Consider the following 15,576-nt stretch of genomic DNA (forward strand, 5'->3'; position numbering starts at 1 on the left):
TAGACGATTATCTAAGTTTCATTGTCGGGCATAAAATTCATCTGAAATCGAGGTCTATACGCTTAGCTTTTGCACTACTTTAGTGTGTCGCAAAAGGAGATAGCGATGGCCACGATAAATAGAATTTAACTAGACATGACTGAACACCTAGGCATGCCTATAACATTCAAGTGGTCAGGCGATGGAAACACTACAAAATATTTTTAATTTCTCTCCTTACTTCCCCATTTTGATCACTTTGGTCTTGGGGTTCTTGGTCGGAAAGATCTCGGTAGGGCGTTTTAGCTTAGGCAGCATAGTGGGCACCTTATTGGTGGGCATGCTGGTTGGTTTAAATGGTGTCGAAATCACGCCAAGCGTTAGGTGGGTATTCTTTGGCTTTTTCATGTATGTGGTGGGCTACCAAGGGGGCTATCACCTTATTAGCACACTGAAATTGCGCAAGAAGTCTATACTTCTGGCGAGTGTCTTGATGAGTTTGGTTGCCGTGTCGACTCTTGCTATTGCTAGCTGGCTATTCGAGCTAGATCTCTATATGGCAATTGGCATGACGGCTGGCAGCTTTGTTCATCCTGAAATCATTAGTGCCGCCATTGACGCTATCGGTGATTTTTCTGGTGTGAGTGAAGCCGCTAAAAATCTGGCCCAAAGTGAAATTATCTTAGGCTATATGCTCACGGTTATTTTTGGTGTGCTAGGTCCTGTGATCATGATGTCTTGGTTTTTCCCCAAGGTTATGCCAAAGGTGATGGGGTTTCAGGCGGAGACGAGCGATCTGCTCGATGCCACCCCATTGGCCATGCGTAAGTCTATCAATAGCGCGCATAGTATCGTCAGGCGTGTTTTTGAGGTGAACCAAGAGAGCACTGTGGTGGGCAAGACCCTGCAGCAGCTGACTGCACCATCTATCGATATTATTTTTGAGCTGTCACGTGGCAGTAATAGTGATCAGGGGCTTAAGGATGGGGATCCAATCGCGATAGGCGATATCATCACCATTACCGGTCGCCACAATGCCCTGTTTTACTTCGACGATAATTTGTTAGGAACAGAGCTTCCCTGTGATAGTCAGACTAATGTCAGCGAAGAGAGTTATCTGATACAGGTCAGTACGACTGAACTCGTGGATCAGTCATTGCAGCAGGTAAAAACCGCTTTGAATCAGAGTACAGGCAGAGGTGTTTGCATCACCGAGTTGCTTCGAGGAGATCAGGCGCTGGAGATCACTCCCGATTTAGTGGTGAAACGCCATGACATATTGCAGATCACCGGCAGTTCTTGTGATGTGCAGCTGGTTAAAAATGACTTTAGTCAGCGCTCATCAAACAGAGGTGTGAATCAGATCTTGTTTGGTGCGGGATTGGTGTTGGCGTACATGATCAGCATGTGGCACCTCAACATAGGCGGTATTTACCTCTATTTCAGTATGGGTCTGAGCAGCTTGATTTCGGGGGTTGCTGTGGGCTGGGCGTGTCACAAAATCAACCCGTTAGATATGTTGCCTGTAGATACCAGTAATGCTGTACGCAACGTGTCATTGCTGGTGTTTACCGCGATCACGGGTTTGTATTTTGGCCCGAAGATGCTTTATGCCATGAATGTCGGCGGAATTAAGGTCGCCTTGGTTGGCAGTGCTGTGGTGCTGATATCACAGCTGCTTTCATTTGCTATCGCTTATTGGATTTTTAAGATTAAGAGTCCGAGCGACTTAATCGGCTGCGTCAGTGGGAGTCAGCATTCAGGTCTGGGCATGCCTGCCATTTATAAGCAGGATGGATATAAAAGCACTATTCATGCCTTGGTGGTTTCATATATTACATCAAGCTTCTTGATGTTGATTGTTGTCTCAATGGTTTTAAATTTGATGTGACCTGAGTGTCACACCAAATCGTTAGACTCATTAGCTAATTTTATTTTTAAAACAGATTTACAGGTGATTAAGCAATGATTAAAAAAACTCTCTTGTGCGCCTTGCTCATGGCTTCATCACAAGCCCTTGCAGATGCTTCTGATTTTTTCGATGAGCAAGATGGCCAGTTAGATCTGGGCCATTATTTAGCAGAAAATGCCTACGGTTTTCTGCCGATCCCTATGTTAATCACCGAACCCGCTGTCGGCGTGGGTGGTGGCTTGGTGGGCCTGTTTCTGCATGAAACCGAAGAGGAAAAAGTTCGTCGTATGCAAAAGGCCCGTGAATCTATCGACGGTGGTGCCCAACTTATGCCTGCGGCCATGACCTTAGTCGGTGCTGCCGGCACCGAAAATGGTACCTGGCTTGCGTTTGCGGGTCATCGTCATTCCTGGCTGCAAGATACTATTCGGTATACCGGGATTGCCGGTGTCGCCAATGCGAACTTGGATATCTACTCTCGCCTAGGTGGCCTATTGCCCCCTGAACATGCGATTCAATTTGATACTCAGACCCAAGCCGTGTTTGCCTTGCAAAAGGCACAGTTTAGGGTGGCAAAAACGCCATTGATGTTAGGGGTTAAACAGATCTGGAGCGAGTCGAGCGTCTCCTCTTCGGATGCTGTGGTGGATTGGATTTTAAAAAATCGCTTAGGCGATAGCAGTACGACTTCGGGTTTGGGACTTGTGGCCGAGTATGATACTCGCGACAACATGTTCTTCCCCAAGAAGGGTTTTATTGTATCGAGTGAATACATGGTGTTCGATGAGGCTATCGGCTCTGACATTAACTACCAAACCTTGAATGTCAATGGTGAGGTTTACGTGCCGATCACTGAGCATTGGACCTTTGCGGCCGCGGCTAGCTATGACGCCATCTATGGTGATGACGACGAGCTAACACCAACGGCAAAACCCTTTGTGAACCTACGCGGTGTGTCGGCGTTTCGTTACCAAGGCGATCAGGTTGCCACGGTGCAGTCTCAGTTGATGTATCACTTTGATCACAGGTGGACAGTTTCTGGCTTCTACGGTTATGGCCAAACGGCTAATGACAGCAATTATGATAACCAAGACTCGGTAAATGCCTATGGCGTGGGTTTCCGTTATCAGATTGCCCGTCGTTATGGTATCCACATGGGTGTCGATTTGGCGAGAAGCGGCGACGACAACGCTATCTACTTCCAAGTGGGATCAGGGTTTTGATTTTTGAGAACGCTTTGAACTTAGCCACTTTCTGTTCGAACGCTAGCTTTGTTGATTTAAGGTTAAATGCTTTTCCTAAGCCAGAACAATCATAATATTCATTATTATGATTGTTCTTCGATAAGCCACATGATGATTAGTGAAGGTCGTTTTAAGCTTGAAAATTACATTAGAGCAGTTCGAGCAATAGCTGGGTCATCTCATGTTCGTCAAGCGAAACTGGAGAGTTCTTATTGTCGGCGTGTGCGATGACCGCATCTATATCTAACTCGCTAAGGCCATAGTCTGATAATTTACCCAGTGGCTGAGCCCATTGCTCGAAAAGATTTATCGCTTCCATATCATCGATCGCTTCACCAAAGAGAGTTTGGCGCGCAAGGGTAAACTGTTTAATCGAAGATTTAGCGAGTAAACGTTTAAATACCGGGCCGAGTAAGATTCCGCAGGCCGCGCCATGGGGAATGTTGCATACAGCGCCAAGAGGCCCAGCAATACCATGAACGGTTCCCAGTCCTCCATTGGCTAAGCTAAGGCCTGAGAGATAAGCGGCTAGTGCAAGTTTGCCTCTTAGCTCTAGCTCTGCTGGCGTGCCATAAAGTGCGTCGGTGAATAACCGACTTCCTTGAGAAAATAAGCTGATCCCTTGCAACGCCAAGGCATGAGTAAGCGGGGTTGCCTTAGTTGAAACTAATGACTCTAGCAGTTGACAGAAGGCGTCCATACTACAGGCGAGCGTGACTAATGTGGGGGTTCCGACTGCCAATTGGGGATCGATAATGGCTAGGTGAGGCACGAAAGCATCGTGTCTTAGCGATTTCTTGAATGAATTTTCGCCTCGTTGACCGATCACCGCATTTTTAGTTGCTTCGCTTCCGGTTCCTGCTGTTGTTGGTACGGCAATAAGTGGCAGGGTATTGGGCTCTGGCGTTTTAGTGCCAACGCCCTCTAAATAATCGAGGACCGAACCTTGATGACAAAGCATTGCAGCAATAGCCTTACCTGCATCGAGTACGCTGCCGCCACCAATGGCGACGACAATATCAACGTCATGGAGACGCGCCATTTCCGTTAGGTTATCGACAATTTGAGGGGTCGGTTCACCGCTGACAATGTCGTGATTAAAGGGGATCTTCGCTTGGTGTAACTTAGTTTGGATTACCGTCCAGCTTTCTGTTTCTATAAAATGTTTGCCTGTGATGATCAGGACCGATTGATAGGGTTTTAGTAGGTCGGCTAACTTAGTTATTTCGCCATTACCAAAAATCAATTTTGCGTTGCCCAAATGGGTAAATGGATTCATCGTTATTCCTTGTCAAACTAACACTCAGTTGCCGAGAGGTTCTGTGAAGCGAGAAAGTATAGCAGTTCTCTGTGGCTAAATCTGAGTGTTAGTAAGCATTATCAATGGCCTATCGATCCTAAGTGTTGAATTAAATACATTCTGATCTCGGTCGGCGTTTGACTGACCCAAAAACCACTTACATAGGCGATCAATGGCACCATGAACAGTAACATTAGCAACATGATAGCCAGCCCTCGTGTCGATAACTTGATGCCATTGCGCGTACTGAAGTGTAAAGCTTGCTGTTTAGGACAGGCTGAAACACATCGCATACAAGCTTGGCATTCATCTGAGCGGATATTGCGTTGAGTATGAACACTGATCGCAGCTGGGCAGGCTCGGGTACACTTGTCGCAATTCATCCCTTTAGATTCAATCAGGCAGTGCTGGGGACTTCTGCGAATTTTAAACGGGCTGAGGAAGCTAAGCAGTCCTAATAGTGCGCCGTATGGGCAGATGTAACGGCAAAAGCCTTGGCGGCGCCAAGCTGCCAGCCCTAAAATTACCGAGAAACCGATAAGCGTCGCTAGGCCAGGCGTAATAAAAAACAGCGCCATTTTTAAGTCGGCTATCTTATGATAATTACCGTTGAGATAATGAGGAATAGAGGCTGATGGCATCGTTAGGATGATATAAAACAATCCTCCAAGTAATAGATATTTGAACATGCGCAGTGGCCAGTCGAGCCATGTTGGCGGTAACAACTCTCGCTTGATAAAGCGTTTTCTTAGTTTATAAAGATATTCCCCTGCTAGTCCTAAGGGGCAAGCCCAGCCGCAGAATGCGCGTTTACACAATAGGCCTGTAAGTAACACAACCGTTAGCATCACGGCTGCAGCAGGATGGTTTTCATCCCAGATCCCAAGAGTTAGAATCGCTTTTATCTCAATGCCTCCGGCGATGGGCAAGAAAGCATCGCCGACATCAGGGCGCATTAGCCAAGGCGTTATTCCCAGCTTGAGCATGGCGGCATTGGCCGCAAATTGAATGCCGACAAGTAACATAGACAGGGCTAACAGATGTTGAATAACATTCCGCAGCGTGTTGGAACGCACTTCACCTTTGGTGAGTTCGTTTTGGTATCGGCTCGCGACGGCAAGGCAAATAACCGCGACAACAAGTGCTAACCATAGGGGCCAATAGAGCGTAGTGATTAACGAGCCAACAAGTAAGCCGCCCGTTGCTAGGGCGCCCCATTTTTTTCCACTCCAGTAAAGCAAACTAATGCTATATACCAAAGCCAGCATTAGGGTGATTGATTCGATGATACTCATAGTGATAGAACCAGTAGTTGAGAAAGTAATGTAACCGTTTGTATCAATGAGAGAGTATTTGGTGATGTAAGTTCTTATCCTATCTAATTAGTGTGCAGTGACTCTCGAAATTTAGCTGCCTGATACCATTTTTGATGATCTGTATCGCCTTGTTGCTAGATTGTGTCGCCTTGCTGCCATTTTGTGTTTCCGCATAACTGAGAGAGAAAATAAAAAGCCCCAACACAAAGTCAGGGCTTTCTATAATACTGATCAGTATAAAAATTTGATCGCTTAGCGAGTGTTGAGCTGGCTATTTACCACCTTCGATCGATTCGATAAATTTGCTTGATTCGGCAATTGACTTATTCATCTCTTTTATCAGACTAGATATGTCGGTTTGCAGGCTAGCAAATTCACCTTTTATCGCACCAATGGCTTGGGCATTAAGGTTATGTTTAAGGTAAAGCATGTTGTCTTTCATCGCCGTGAGAATTGGCGGCATTTTGCTTTCGGCGCGGCGCATGGTGCGGATCAATTGCTCGTAAGAGCGGCGAGTGTCACGCAGTTTTGTTTCGCTGTTGCGGCGCAGGCTGGCCTTGCTGATCTCACCGATTTCTGTCTGCCATTCGTCAAATAATGCCTCGGCAACATCTTCGACCTTGTCGATACGGTTGCTGACGTCGTCGGCGGCTTCTTGGGAAGATTCATACTCGTCTCTGGCTTTCTCGTAGGCGCTCTGTAGATCGCCACCATCGTGGTTCAGCAGTGCCTGCATCTCTTCCAGCGCCGAGCTAAACTGCTGCTGAGCCTCTTCTTGAGATTCTTTGGCATCATTTACGCGATCCACCATGATGTCACGCTTGTGGTAGCCCACTTTTTCCATGGCGCCGTAATAAGCACTTTGGCAGCCGCTAAGCAGCATAGCTGAGGCGATGACAACAGTTGATAATATGTTTTTCATCCTGAAATTATCCTTTAATAGGGTTGATCGGCCTTAAATTTTGCTGCGTCGATAATGCTCCAAAGATGGGCAATACCACCAATGATAGCCGGTACAATAAGCCACCACATGGCGTAACCAACAATTGTGATAACGCAAAATAACAAGGCTGCCAAGATGCGTCCTTGTACTAATTGCCCCAATCCTGGGAAGAAGAAACTTGCTATTGCGGCAATAACATTGCCTGCTGAACCTTGTTGTGACATCTATTTGTTCCTTACACTTGTATCTAGCATCTTTAAACTTGTAATCTAGCTTACGCAGTTAACACCACTTGAATCAAGAGAATACCGTGATAAATAGAATAGATGGGAGCCTGTTTCGCTCAATTATGCTGGGTATCTGGGAGTTTATGATACATCTAAAACGGCGTGTGGCGGAAGATCAGATTAATATGCGCGCGGGACATTTGGCCTATGTGACCCTGTTGTCCTTGGTTCCTATGGTCGCCGTGACCATGTCTATGTTGTCAGCGTTCCCAGTATTCAAGGGCATTCGCGTCCATATCGAGACCTTTATCTACGAAAATTTTATCCCCTCTGCCGGCGACAGCGTGCAGATGTATATCAATGAGTTTGTCGCTAACGCCTCTAAGGGCACGGCCGTGGGTATCGGTGCACTGGTGGTGGTGGCGATTCTGTTGATCTCCAATATCGACAAGTCCCTCAATGGCATCTGGCGCACCACGGAGCAGCGCTCTTTTGTGGTCTCCTTTTCTATGTATTGGATGGTGTTGACCTTGGGGCCAGTATTAATGGGGGCCAGCTTGGTCGCCACCTCCTATGTGGTCTCACTTAAGGTGTTTAATGGCACAGATCTCAGCGGTGTGGTGCCTATCTTGGTGGAGCGTCTGCCCATGTTCTTTTCGGTTGCTACTTTCCTATTGATCTACATGGTGGTGCCCAATACCAAGGTGAAGTTCTTCCACGCACTGCTAGGTGCCATAGTGGCGGCCCTGTTATTTGAGCTCGGCAAGAAGGGCTTTGCCCTGTATCTCACCGAGTTTCCAGCCTATGAGGCTATCTACGGCGCTCTGGCGACCATTCCTATCTTATTTGTTTGGGTTTATCTCTCCTGGATCATTGTCTTGATCGGCGCGGAGATAACGGCTGCCATGCCAGAGTATCTGGATAAGCGCCTGATGGATTTGGTGAACACGGAGATAGAAGATGAGTCTGGCGATCACTTCGACGAGCATAAAAGGTGAGTTCGGCTAAGTCACATTCGCTGATCCGGCAGGATTGGCTCGATGTTGGCGAGGGGCATCAGCTGTTTTTGGCGCAATACGGTGATCCTCAGGGGATCCCTGTGCTCTATCTTCACGGCGGTCCGGGGGCGGGCTGCGATCCCCTAGAGTTGAGGCTGTTTATCGACAGGGGCTTTCATATCTATCTGCTGGATCAACGTGCGGCGGGGCGTTCTAAACCCTGTGGTGAATTGACCAACAACGATTTTCCCAGCTTGGTCAAAGATATTGAGCGTGTGCGTCACTGGGCTGGCGTCGAAGCTTGGTGTCTGCTCGGTGGTTCCTTTGGTGCGACTCTGGGCTACCTCTATAGCTGTATTTATCCCCATCGTGTGCTGTCGCAGATCTATTGGGGCATGTTTATTCCTTCTGTCGAGGGGATGGAGTGGCTCTACGGACGAGGCGGCGCGGCGCAGATCTTTTCGACTCAATATCAGCAGTTTTCGGCTGGACAGGGGGAGTCGCTGCTGCAACTGTTTAACCATTTTGAGGAGGGCCTGAATCAGGTCGATGCCGAGGTTCGCCGCGCCTTTGTGCGCCGTTGGTTGAGCTGGGAGTTGTCGCTGGCGATACCTAGCTTCGAGTTGAGTGAGGCTTTGGTGGAGCAGGGCAGTGTGCTGGCTCGCCTAGAACTGCATTTTGCCCGCCACGACTATTTTGGCGGCTATCAGCTGATGAAACGGGTCGGCGCTGACGTGAACTGTCCGACTATCATTTTGCAGGGGGAACTTGACTGGGTCTGCCCTCAGCGTCTTGTGGATGAGTATTTACAGGCCTATGGTCCTAAATTATTAAGGTCTCGTCTAGTGAAAGGAGGTTATCATACCCTGGCCGACACGCGCATGTGCCAGGCGGTTGCCGAGGCGGTGACACTGATGGGACGTTATCTGGCGAGCTTACCTTCGTGAGGTAAGTATGTCGATACAGCTAGCTGTTCATAATAATATTAAAAGTCTAAGGAAGTAGAATAATGAAAAAAACCATAGTCGCCATCATGGCGCTTGTGATGTGCAGCACGGGATTGGCAAATGAACGCACGCCCCAGCCGGTGCCAGAGCGCGTCTATTTTAGTGGCATGAGCAATGATCTGGCGGCCGATGCTTTGTTGGTGTCGCTGATCAATAAGAACTATCTGGCGAAAAAGGTTGGCCCTAACCGCATTGGTGTGCAGTTGGGGGAGCATCAGTTTGTATTGCAGCCTAGTTTAAATTCTGAGGGAATAGACCGTATTCTTGCGAGCCGCTTCTATGGGGTTAGTCCTAAGTTAATAGGTACCAAAGAGTTGATGCTGCTCATCGGCACCTTGAACGATAAGCTCAATTTCGCCAAGTTCACCTTGAGGGAAGAGGGCAAGGTGATTCAGGTGCAGGGCGCGGCGACCTTTGTCGATACCCTAGAGCTGGAAGAGCTGCGTCGTTTTCTGATCTGGATTGACGATGCCTTAGTGCGCGTAGGTGAGGCGCTGCCCAATACCACGGAACATATGATTAAACCTATCCCAGTGATGTAACCAGAATAAGTAACAGGAGTCGGTAAGGGAGTGATAGCGTTAATTCAACGGGTCAAGCAGGCCAGTGTCGATGTGGATGGCCAGACCATAGGCTCCATAGACAAGGGCCTATTGGTATTGCTGGGCGTCGAGCGGGAAGACGATCTGGTGAAGATGGAAAAATTAGCCAATAAGGTTATGAGCTACCGCGTGTTTAGCGATGAAGCTGGCAAGATGAATCTTAACCTTAAGCAGGTACAGGGCAGTTTGTTAGTGGTGTCTCAGTTTACTTTGGCGGCCGATACCGGCCGAGGCCTTCGTCCTAGCTTTTCGGGGGCTGGAACGCCTGAGCAGGCGAGGCAGCTTTATCAGGCCTTCGTCGATTACTGCGCCGCCCAAGGCGTGCCTGTGCAAACCGGGGAATTTGCCGCTGATATGCAGGTTAGCTTGGTCAATGACGGTCCGGTCACCTTTAATCTGCAGGTATGAGCATGGCGCGGCAGATGGAGGATTTACTGAGGGAACTGGGAAGCACCTGGCATAAGACGATTCCGGTGAGCGCCTTTATGCAGATAGCCCCAGAGGATTATCACGCTCAGACGCTGACAGTCAGTGCCCCCTTGGCACCTAATATCAACCTGCATCACACTATGTTTGCCGGTAGCATCTATACCCTGATGACTCTGACAGGCTGGGGCATGGTATGGCTGCAGCAGAGATTGGCCGGTGTTGAGGGTGACATAGTGTTAGGTAAGGCGGATATTCGTTATCTCGCCCCTGTGGGGCAGGCACCTCAGGCCAGTGTCAGTTGGCCTGGTGGCGACCTCTCTGTGCTGGCGTCGGGTGAGCGCGCTAAGGTCACCTTGAGTGTGGAGCTCTACTGCAGCGAGCAGTGCTGCGCTCAGTTTGAAGGCACCTATGTGAGTCTGCCGAAAGCAGATTAGAGCCTAAGCGGTTCTGTTAATCCGCTTCTTCTCTTAAGCCATCTTCGATTTTTTGGAACTGGTCTCAGGGAACATTTTTGGCCCTGTACAAATCCCCTCTTAGGCCATCCATGGCCTCCGAGGATAAATACATCCCTGTATAAAAAAAGCCTCACAGTGTGAGGCTTTTTTATTTAAGAGTCACCCAAGGGTGAGCTGAGTCTTATCCCTTAGGATAAGGGTGAGCAACACCTTTGTGACAATCAACACAGGTCTTACGCTTATCAGCTTCTTTTTTGAAGTTGTTAGTGTGCATTCTCTTCGCCATCTTCTTCATGGTTTCAGGCTGGTTCTCGTAGATACGAGTATGACAGTGTTGGCAGTTAGCGCTGTCGTTAGCACGGAAATATTTAAGTGCTAGATCAGCTTGCTCTTTACGGTTTTCATCTAACCACTCTTGTGTGTTGAAGCCGTCGATAGTAAGGAAGCCATAAAGATCTTTAGATACGATGATCTTCTTGATCAGGTAGTCAACAGGACCGTGTGGTAAGTGACAGTCTTGACATTGAACGGTAACACCAGCACGTCCGCCGCCGTGAGCCGACGCCAACACTTCATCTTTCAAAGAGTGATTGCTGTGGCAAGACATACAGAATTCATCTGTACTGGTTGCATGTAAAGTTTGTTGTGTTGCAAAGTAGCCCACAACGCCGACAACAATACCTACCACAAGCAGGGCAAATATTGAGTATTTCGCGCTAGGTTTGAATAGTGCACGCCAGTTCATCACTCTATCTCCAAAATAATACGTATATTTATATCTATTATATTAAATGCATCTCTGTAGCTGAGAGTATAACCAGAAGGGGGTTATTGATCTGGCTTTAAAACCGTAAAATGAGAGCTAGCTCTAACTCTATCTTACATAAGCAAGATTTTCTCAAATTGCTCATAATATATGCGCAACTACTAAAGTTATAGCAAAGGGTGTCAGATGACAAGTTTGTCACCTTTCTTTTGCTGCTTGGTAATGATTTTGTTGTATTTTAAGGTGTATTATTCAGGGTGAATATGACAACTGTTCGCACTAATTAAAAATATTTTTGCATTGATATTTTGCATTGAATGGAACCTTTTTCTCTGTTGTCCGGTCTATCATGGTAACTATCACTGACTTTGGCTTCCTTTTTATCTCTATGACACGCATTTTAGGCAAGTTGGTTTTGATCATAGCGCTTCTGGGTCAGTTTATTCTGACGCCAGCCATGGCTATGCCCAGTGCCTTGGTTGCGACTATGCACAGTGGTCATATGAGTGGTCATATGCAGATGACACAGACAGAGATGCCATCTCAAAACGAGTTAGTCAGTGTGATGTCTCATCAGGGGGAGCCCTGTCAGATGAGTGGTGTTAGTCAACTGGTCGATTGTGAAGCCATGTGCGCCGCCATCGGTCCCGGTGATTGCGTGTCACACTGCGCCTCGATACTGGGAGCGCTGGACGCCTCGGTACCATCTCTGGCGGTACAAAATCATTCTGGTCCAATTGTTACCTCAGCCTGGTCGTTACAGACGGCCGAGCTTACCCCTTTATCCCCCCCTCCCATAGGCTAATGTTTCGTCCTTAACTCGCGTAATGCGTACGAACATTAATCCGCCGCGCCGCTAAAGAACCTTGCGTGGCCAAGCATTCAGTTAAATTGTCAGGTGAACGCCTGATGGGAGTTAATCATGAAAACACGTCATTTTGTTAGCCGCCTTTTTGCCTCAGCCTTGACCCTTTTTGTCGCCAATGTTGCCAGTGCGGCCAGTCTTACCTTGCCTAGTGAGTTAGAGGTGCAAGGGAGCGAAGTGAAACTGGTTCAGCAACAGAAGGTATTATCCTTAGATTCCGGTAAGCAACTGGTTGAGGTCGTTTATCGTGACTTGTTTGCCGATAACGCAGATGATTCGGGCGCCTGGCTTACCTCAGCCCCTCTCTATTTAACCTTAGATGTCCAGCGCGACGATGCTTATCGACTGGTGCTGCCCGAGATAGTCACTCAGCAGGACGCCGAAACCTTCATTCGCATGCCCAAGACGCTTCTGGTGTCTGAAGATGGGCAGCAACAGCAGATTACCCTGATGAATCATCAGCAGCTGATGGAAAAGATCTGGCTGGAAAACTAGTTGCATCGAGGAAAGACTGCTTTTTAAATGTCGGAAATGTGAGTTTTATCAAGGCCAAATTTCGAGATCGTGATAGACTTAGAACGTCTTATTATAGGGTTAAATCATGCGTCGTACGCTTAGACATCACACATTAGTTGTTTTTACTTTGCTCGCTATGCTGGGCCAGGTAACGCTGTCTAATGGTTTTTCTATGGTGTCGTATGCGCAAGCGGATGAGATGCCTATGATGCAGATGTCAAATGGCGATGATTGCCATGAAAGCCAAGTTGATATGAAATCCCAATGTTGCGATGGTGAGCAAAATGTGCTTCCCGCGGCTCAGCATTGTTGCGAAGGCAATGGATATTGCAAGGGAGATTGTAATCACTGCTTGGTGATTTCGGTGGTTGGAACGCTATTTACTGTTAAGTCTTGGCCTGGCTTTAGCAGTTCTGAGTCTATTATGGCCATTCAAATGCCTCATTTCCACTCTATTTCTTTAGGCTCAGCTTTCAGACCCCCGATTGCCTGATCTTATCTGGCGTCTCGTTGTCGAGCTGCCTGAGTCTAAATCGTTATACCCCTTTAGTTTTGATTGACGTTATTGCTCGGTGTATTGGCGTAATTTATTTCTGTTGATTTTGGAAAAGATCCATCCTCAGAAGCGCCTCAATATTTATTTCACTGATGTATAACGAAAAATGAATTATATTAGCCGCATATTAAATATGGAGTGTTTGAGTATTAAGCAACTCGGCATCCCGCTGCGGTCATCATTTGATGGAGTCCATAAATGAAAACCCTTATCAGTCTGATTTTAACTGCTTTTATATTTGTAACTTCCGCCCCGCAGGCGTTTGCCGAGCAGCACCATGGCGCGGTAGCCGAGCAAGGTTATGACTGCCCCATGCATCCTGAAGTAAAAGGCGCCAAGGGCGATACTTGCCCTAAATGTGGCATGAACCTGGAGCCAGCGGCTCACCATGGCATGGCTAAGCATGACGGCAAAAATTGCGACAAATGCCCACATCACCAACATGCTAAAGGTGACAAAGCTGGTGGTTACGAATGCCCTATGCATCCAGAAGTGAAAGGTGCCAAAGGTGATACCTGCCCTAAGTGCGGTATGAACCTAGAGCAAGCTAAGGCGAAGCAGGCTGGCAAGGCTTGTGATAACTGCCCTAAGCATAAACATCAGATGGCCCAGCAAAGCTATCACTGCCCAATGCACCCAGAAGTGAAGGGCGCGAAAGGGGATTCATGTCCTAAGTGTGGCATGTTCCTTGAGCCTGTGGCGAGCGCAGATAGCGCCCACAAGCATCACTAGTTCATGAGTGGAGATGAGGCATTATGAGTCAGGTAAATTCGAAAAACAGAGGCCAAAAGCTTGCTTATCTTTTGAGCCTATTTCTGGTGGCGACACCTCAATTAGGCTATACCCAGACCAGCGACACTCATGCACATGAGAATCATCAGCATCAGTCTGGTCTGAAGACCTATGCTTGTCCTATGCATCCAGAGGAAACCAGCCACGAGCCAGGTAGCCGCTGCCCTAAGTGCAATATGTTCTTGGTAGAGCAGGAGGCTCAGGCCAAGCCCATTAGCGAGCAGGCAGTGAAGACCTATGCTTGCCCTATGCATCCAGAGGAAACTAGCCATAAGGCGGGCAGCCGCTGTCCTAAGTGCAATATGTTCCTGGTGGAGCAGGAGACTCAGGCCGACCCTATTAACGAGGAGGCGGCGAAGACCTATGCCTGCCCAATGCACCCTGAAGAGACCAGTCATGAGCCTGGTAGCCGCTGCCCTAAGTGTAATATGTTCCTGGTGGCCGAAGAGGAAGAGGAATCGCCCAGCACTAAGTCGCAAGCTGAGATGGATCACAGTCAACATGATCCCCTATCTCAGGTGAAACCTGCCCCGCTCACTGGCGAACCATCGATTAAATATGTCTGCCCCATGCATGCCCACATTGTCAGCGACGTGCCCGGTACTTGCCCTATTTGTGGCATGAATCTGGAGAAAGTTGAGGTGGGTGGTAACCAGCAGCAGATAGAGATCGAGGTCTCTGGCGGTATGCAACAGGCGTTAGCGTTAAAGGTGGCTAAAGCCGAAAAAGATACCCTGTGGAAGTTTGTGCAAACCGTGGGACAGATTGGCTACGACGAGAGCGAGATCAACCATATTCACGCCAGAGTCAATGGCTGGATTGAAAAGTTAGCCATCAATGCCGTGGGCGATAAGATCACTAAAGGGCAGCTCTTGTATGAGATCTACTCACCGGATCTGATTAACGCCCAGGACGATTATCTTTTAGCGCTTAGTAGTCTCAATAGCTCTAGGGATAGCGGTAACTATCAGGACTTAGTGCGTAAGGCCGGCCTGCGTCTCGAGCTGTTGGGGATGAATAAGGCGCAGATCAAACGACTGGCGAAGACCAAGCAGACCCAGTATCGGGTGCCTTTCTACGCCAAGGCTGACGGTATAGTGAAAGAACTGTCGGTTCGTGACGGCATGTATATTCAGCCCGCTACCGAGGTGATCTCAGTGGTGGATCTTTCTAAGGTGTGGGTCATTGCCGATGTATTCGAGAATGAACAGAGTTGGTTGGCTATCGGTCAGCAAACTGAGGTATCGGTGCCGGCAATGGGACTTAAGGGCATAGAAGGCGTGATCGATTATATCTACCCTGAGCTTGACCCTGTCACTCGCAGTTTACGAGTGCGTATTGTGGTGCAGAATCCAGATGTTGTATTACGACCTAATACCTTGGCTAAAATAGATATTTTTGGTGGTCCTAATAAAGATGTTTTAGTTATTCCCCAAGAAGCCCTTATCCAGACGGGTAAAGATAATCGAGTGATCGTTAAGCAATCCGATAGTAGTTTTGTGGCGCGGCAAGTGACGGTCGGTATGATGTCCCAAGGTAAAGCTGAAATCCTTAATGGGATCAGTGAAGGCGAGCAAGTGGTGATTTCGGGCCAATTCCTGCTAGATTCAGAGGCTAGCCTGAAAGGCAGTCTTATGCGTCTTAGTAGTGACCATCAGCACTAGGAGGC

Annotated in this window: 17 protein-coding genes; 12 read left to right on the plus strand and 5 right to left on the minus strand. The window is 48.0% G+C overall.

From position 1 onward, the window contains the following. Positions 1-181 precede the first annotated feature (181 nt). Both K0I62_RS01415 and K0I62_RS01420 read left to right on the plus strand, forming a co-directional pair. On the plus strand, positions 182-1,870 hold the full coding sequence (locus K0I62_RS01415; protein ID WP_220069791.1) for an aspartate-alanine antiporter-like transporter: 1,689 nt from the start codon (positions 182-184) through the stop codon (positions 1,868-1,870). 74 nt (positions 1,871-1,944) lie between these two features. After that, entirely contained in the window at positions 1,945-3,114 is a 1,170-nt protein-coding gene (locus K0I62_RS01420; protein ID WP_258405061.1) for a BamA/TamA family outer membrane protein, read from the plus strand. Positions 3,115-3,283: 169 nt separating this feature from the next. Here the strand turns inward: K0I62_RS01420 and K0I62_RS01425 are convergent, their stop codons facing one another. The 4 genes from K0I62_RS01425 to K0I62_RS01440 form a co-directional block, all read right to left on the minus strand. Then, positions 3,284-4,414, minus strand: coding sequence for an iron-containing alcohol dehydrogenase (locus K0I62_RS01425; protein ID WP_220069792.1), 1,131 nt, complete (start codon positions 4,412-4,414; stop codon positions 3,284-3,286). Between the two features lie 101 nt (positions 4,415-4,515). Beyond that, complete coding sequence (locus K0I62_RS01430; protein ID WP_220069793.1) at positions 4,516-5,730, minus strand: 4Fe-4S binding protein; 1,215 nt, start codon at positions 5,728-5,730, stop codon at positions 4,516-4,518. Between the two features lie 292 nt (positions 5,731-6,022). Next, a complete protein-coding gene (locus tag K0I62_RS01435; protein WP_220069794.1) occupies positions 6,023-6,673 on the minus strand; it encodes a DUF2959 domain-containing protein in 651 nt (216 codons plus the stop codon). A gap of 14 nt (positions 6,674-6,687) precedes the next feature. Continuing rightward, the gene (locus K0I62_RS01440) at positions 6,688-6,918 is read right to left on the minus strand and encodes a hypothetical protein (protein WP_220069795.1); all 231 of its coding nucleotides are present in this window, start codon (positions 6,916-6,918) and stop codon (positions 6,688-6,690) included. Positions 6,919-7,043: 125 nt separating this feature from the next. On the opposite strand from K0I62_RS01440, the gene K0I62_RS01445 reads away from it, so the two are divergent. The 5 genes from K0I62_RS01445 to K0I62_RS01465 all read left to right on the plus strand — a co-directional run bounded on the left by K0I62_RS01445 (position 7,044) and on the right by K0I62_RS01465 (position 10,391). Further along, complete coding sequence (locus K0I62_RS01445; RefSeq protein WP_220071244.1) at positions 7,044-7,919, plus strand: virulence factor BrkB family protein; 876 nt, start codon at positions 7,044-7,046, stop codon at positions 7,917-7,919. Next, on the plus strand, positions 7,916-8,866 hold the full coding sequence (locus K0I62_RS01450) for an alpha/beta fold hydrolase (RefSeq protein WP_220069796.1): 951 nt from the start codon (positions 7,916-7,918) through the stop codon (positions 8,864-8,866). The genes K0I62_RS01445 and K0I62_RS01450 overlap by 4 nt, the downstream gene beginning before the upstream one ends. A gap of 62 nt (positions 8,867-8,928) precedes the next feature. Then, entirely contained in the window at positions 8,929-9,468 is a 540-nt protein-coding gene (locus K0I62_RS01455; RefSeq protein WP_220069797.1) for a type III secretion system chaperone family protein, read from the plus strand. Between the two features lie 30 nt (positions 9,469-9,498). Beyond that, entirely contained in the window at positions 9,499-9,936 is a 438-nt protein-coding gene (dtd, locus tag K0I62_RS01460) for a D-aminoacyl-tRNA deacylase (protein ID WP_220069798.1), read from the plus strand. Between the two features lie 14 nt (positions 9,937-9,950). Further along, positions 9,951-10,391: a thioesterase domain-containing protein gene (locus tag K0I62_RS01465; protein ID WP_220069799.1), complete on the plus strand. Its 441-nt coding sequence runs from the start codon at positions 9,951-9,953 to the stop codon at positions 10,389-10,391. Positions 10,392-10,593: 202 nt separating this feature from the next. Here K0I62_RS01465 and K0I62_RS01470 read toward each other — a convergent pair whose 3' ends face one another. Continuing rightward, positions 10,594-11,157 carry a NapC/NirT family cytochrome c gene (locus K0I62_RS01470; RefSeq protein ID WP_220071245.1) on the minus strand — a complete coding sequence of 188 codons (564 nt, stop codon included), beginning with the start codon at positions 11,155-11,157 and terminating at the stop codon, positions 10,594-10,596. Positions 11,158-11,527: 370 nt separating this feature from the next. Between K0I62_RS01470 and K0I62_RS01475 the strand changes: the two genes are divergently transcribed. The 5 genes from K0I62_RS01475 to K0I62_RS01495 all read left to right on the plus strand — a co-directional run bounded on the left by K0I62_RS01475 (position 11,528) and on the right by K0I62_RS01495 (position 15,571). After that, positions 11,528-11,983 (plus strand): hypothetical protein, encoded by a 456-nt coding sequence (locus K0I62_RS01475; protein WP_220069800.1) that lies wholly within the window; start codon positions 11,528-11,530, stop codon positions 11,981-11,983. 117 nt (positions 11,984-12,100) lie between these two features. After that, positions 12,101-12,538: a DUF2057 family protein gene (locus K0I62_RS01480; RefSeq protein WP_220069801.1), complete on the plus strand. Its 438-nt coding sequence runs from the start codon at positions 12,101-12,103 to the stop codon at positions 12,536-12,538. A gap of 106 nt (positions 12,539-12,644) precedes the next feature. After that, positions 12,645-13,052, plus strand: coding sequence for a hypothetical protein (locus tag K0I62_RS01485; RefSeq protein WP_220069802.1), 408 nt, complete (start codon positions 12,645-12,647; stop codon positions 13,050-13,052). A 261-nt stretch (positions 13,053-13,313) separates the two neighbouring features. Continuing rightward, on the plus strand, positions 13,314-13,847 hold the full coding sequence (locus tag K0I62_RS01490; RefSeq protein WP_220069803.1) for a heavy metal-binding domain-containing protein: 534 nt from the start codon (positions 13,314-13,316) through the stop codon (positions 13,845-13,847). A 23-nt stretch (positions 13,848-13,870) separates the two neighbouring features. After that, the gene (locus K0I62_RS01495) at positions 13,871-15,571 is read left to right on the plus strand and encodes an efflux RND transporter periplasmic adaptor subunit (RefSeq protein WP_220069804.1); all 1,701 of its coding nucleotides are present in this window, start codon (positions 13,871-13,873) and stop codon (positions 15,569-15,571) included. Positions 15,572-15,576: the final 5 nt, after the last annotated feature.

Origin of the sequence: Shewanella psychrotolerans (assembly GCF_019457595.1) — a bacterium.
In the GTDB taxonomy this organism is placed as follows: Bacteria; Pseudomonadota; Gammaproteobacteria; order Enterobacterales; family Shewanellaceae; genus Shewanella; species Shewanella psychrotolerans.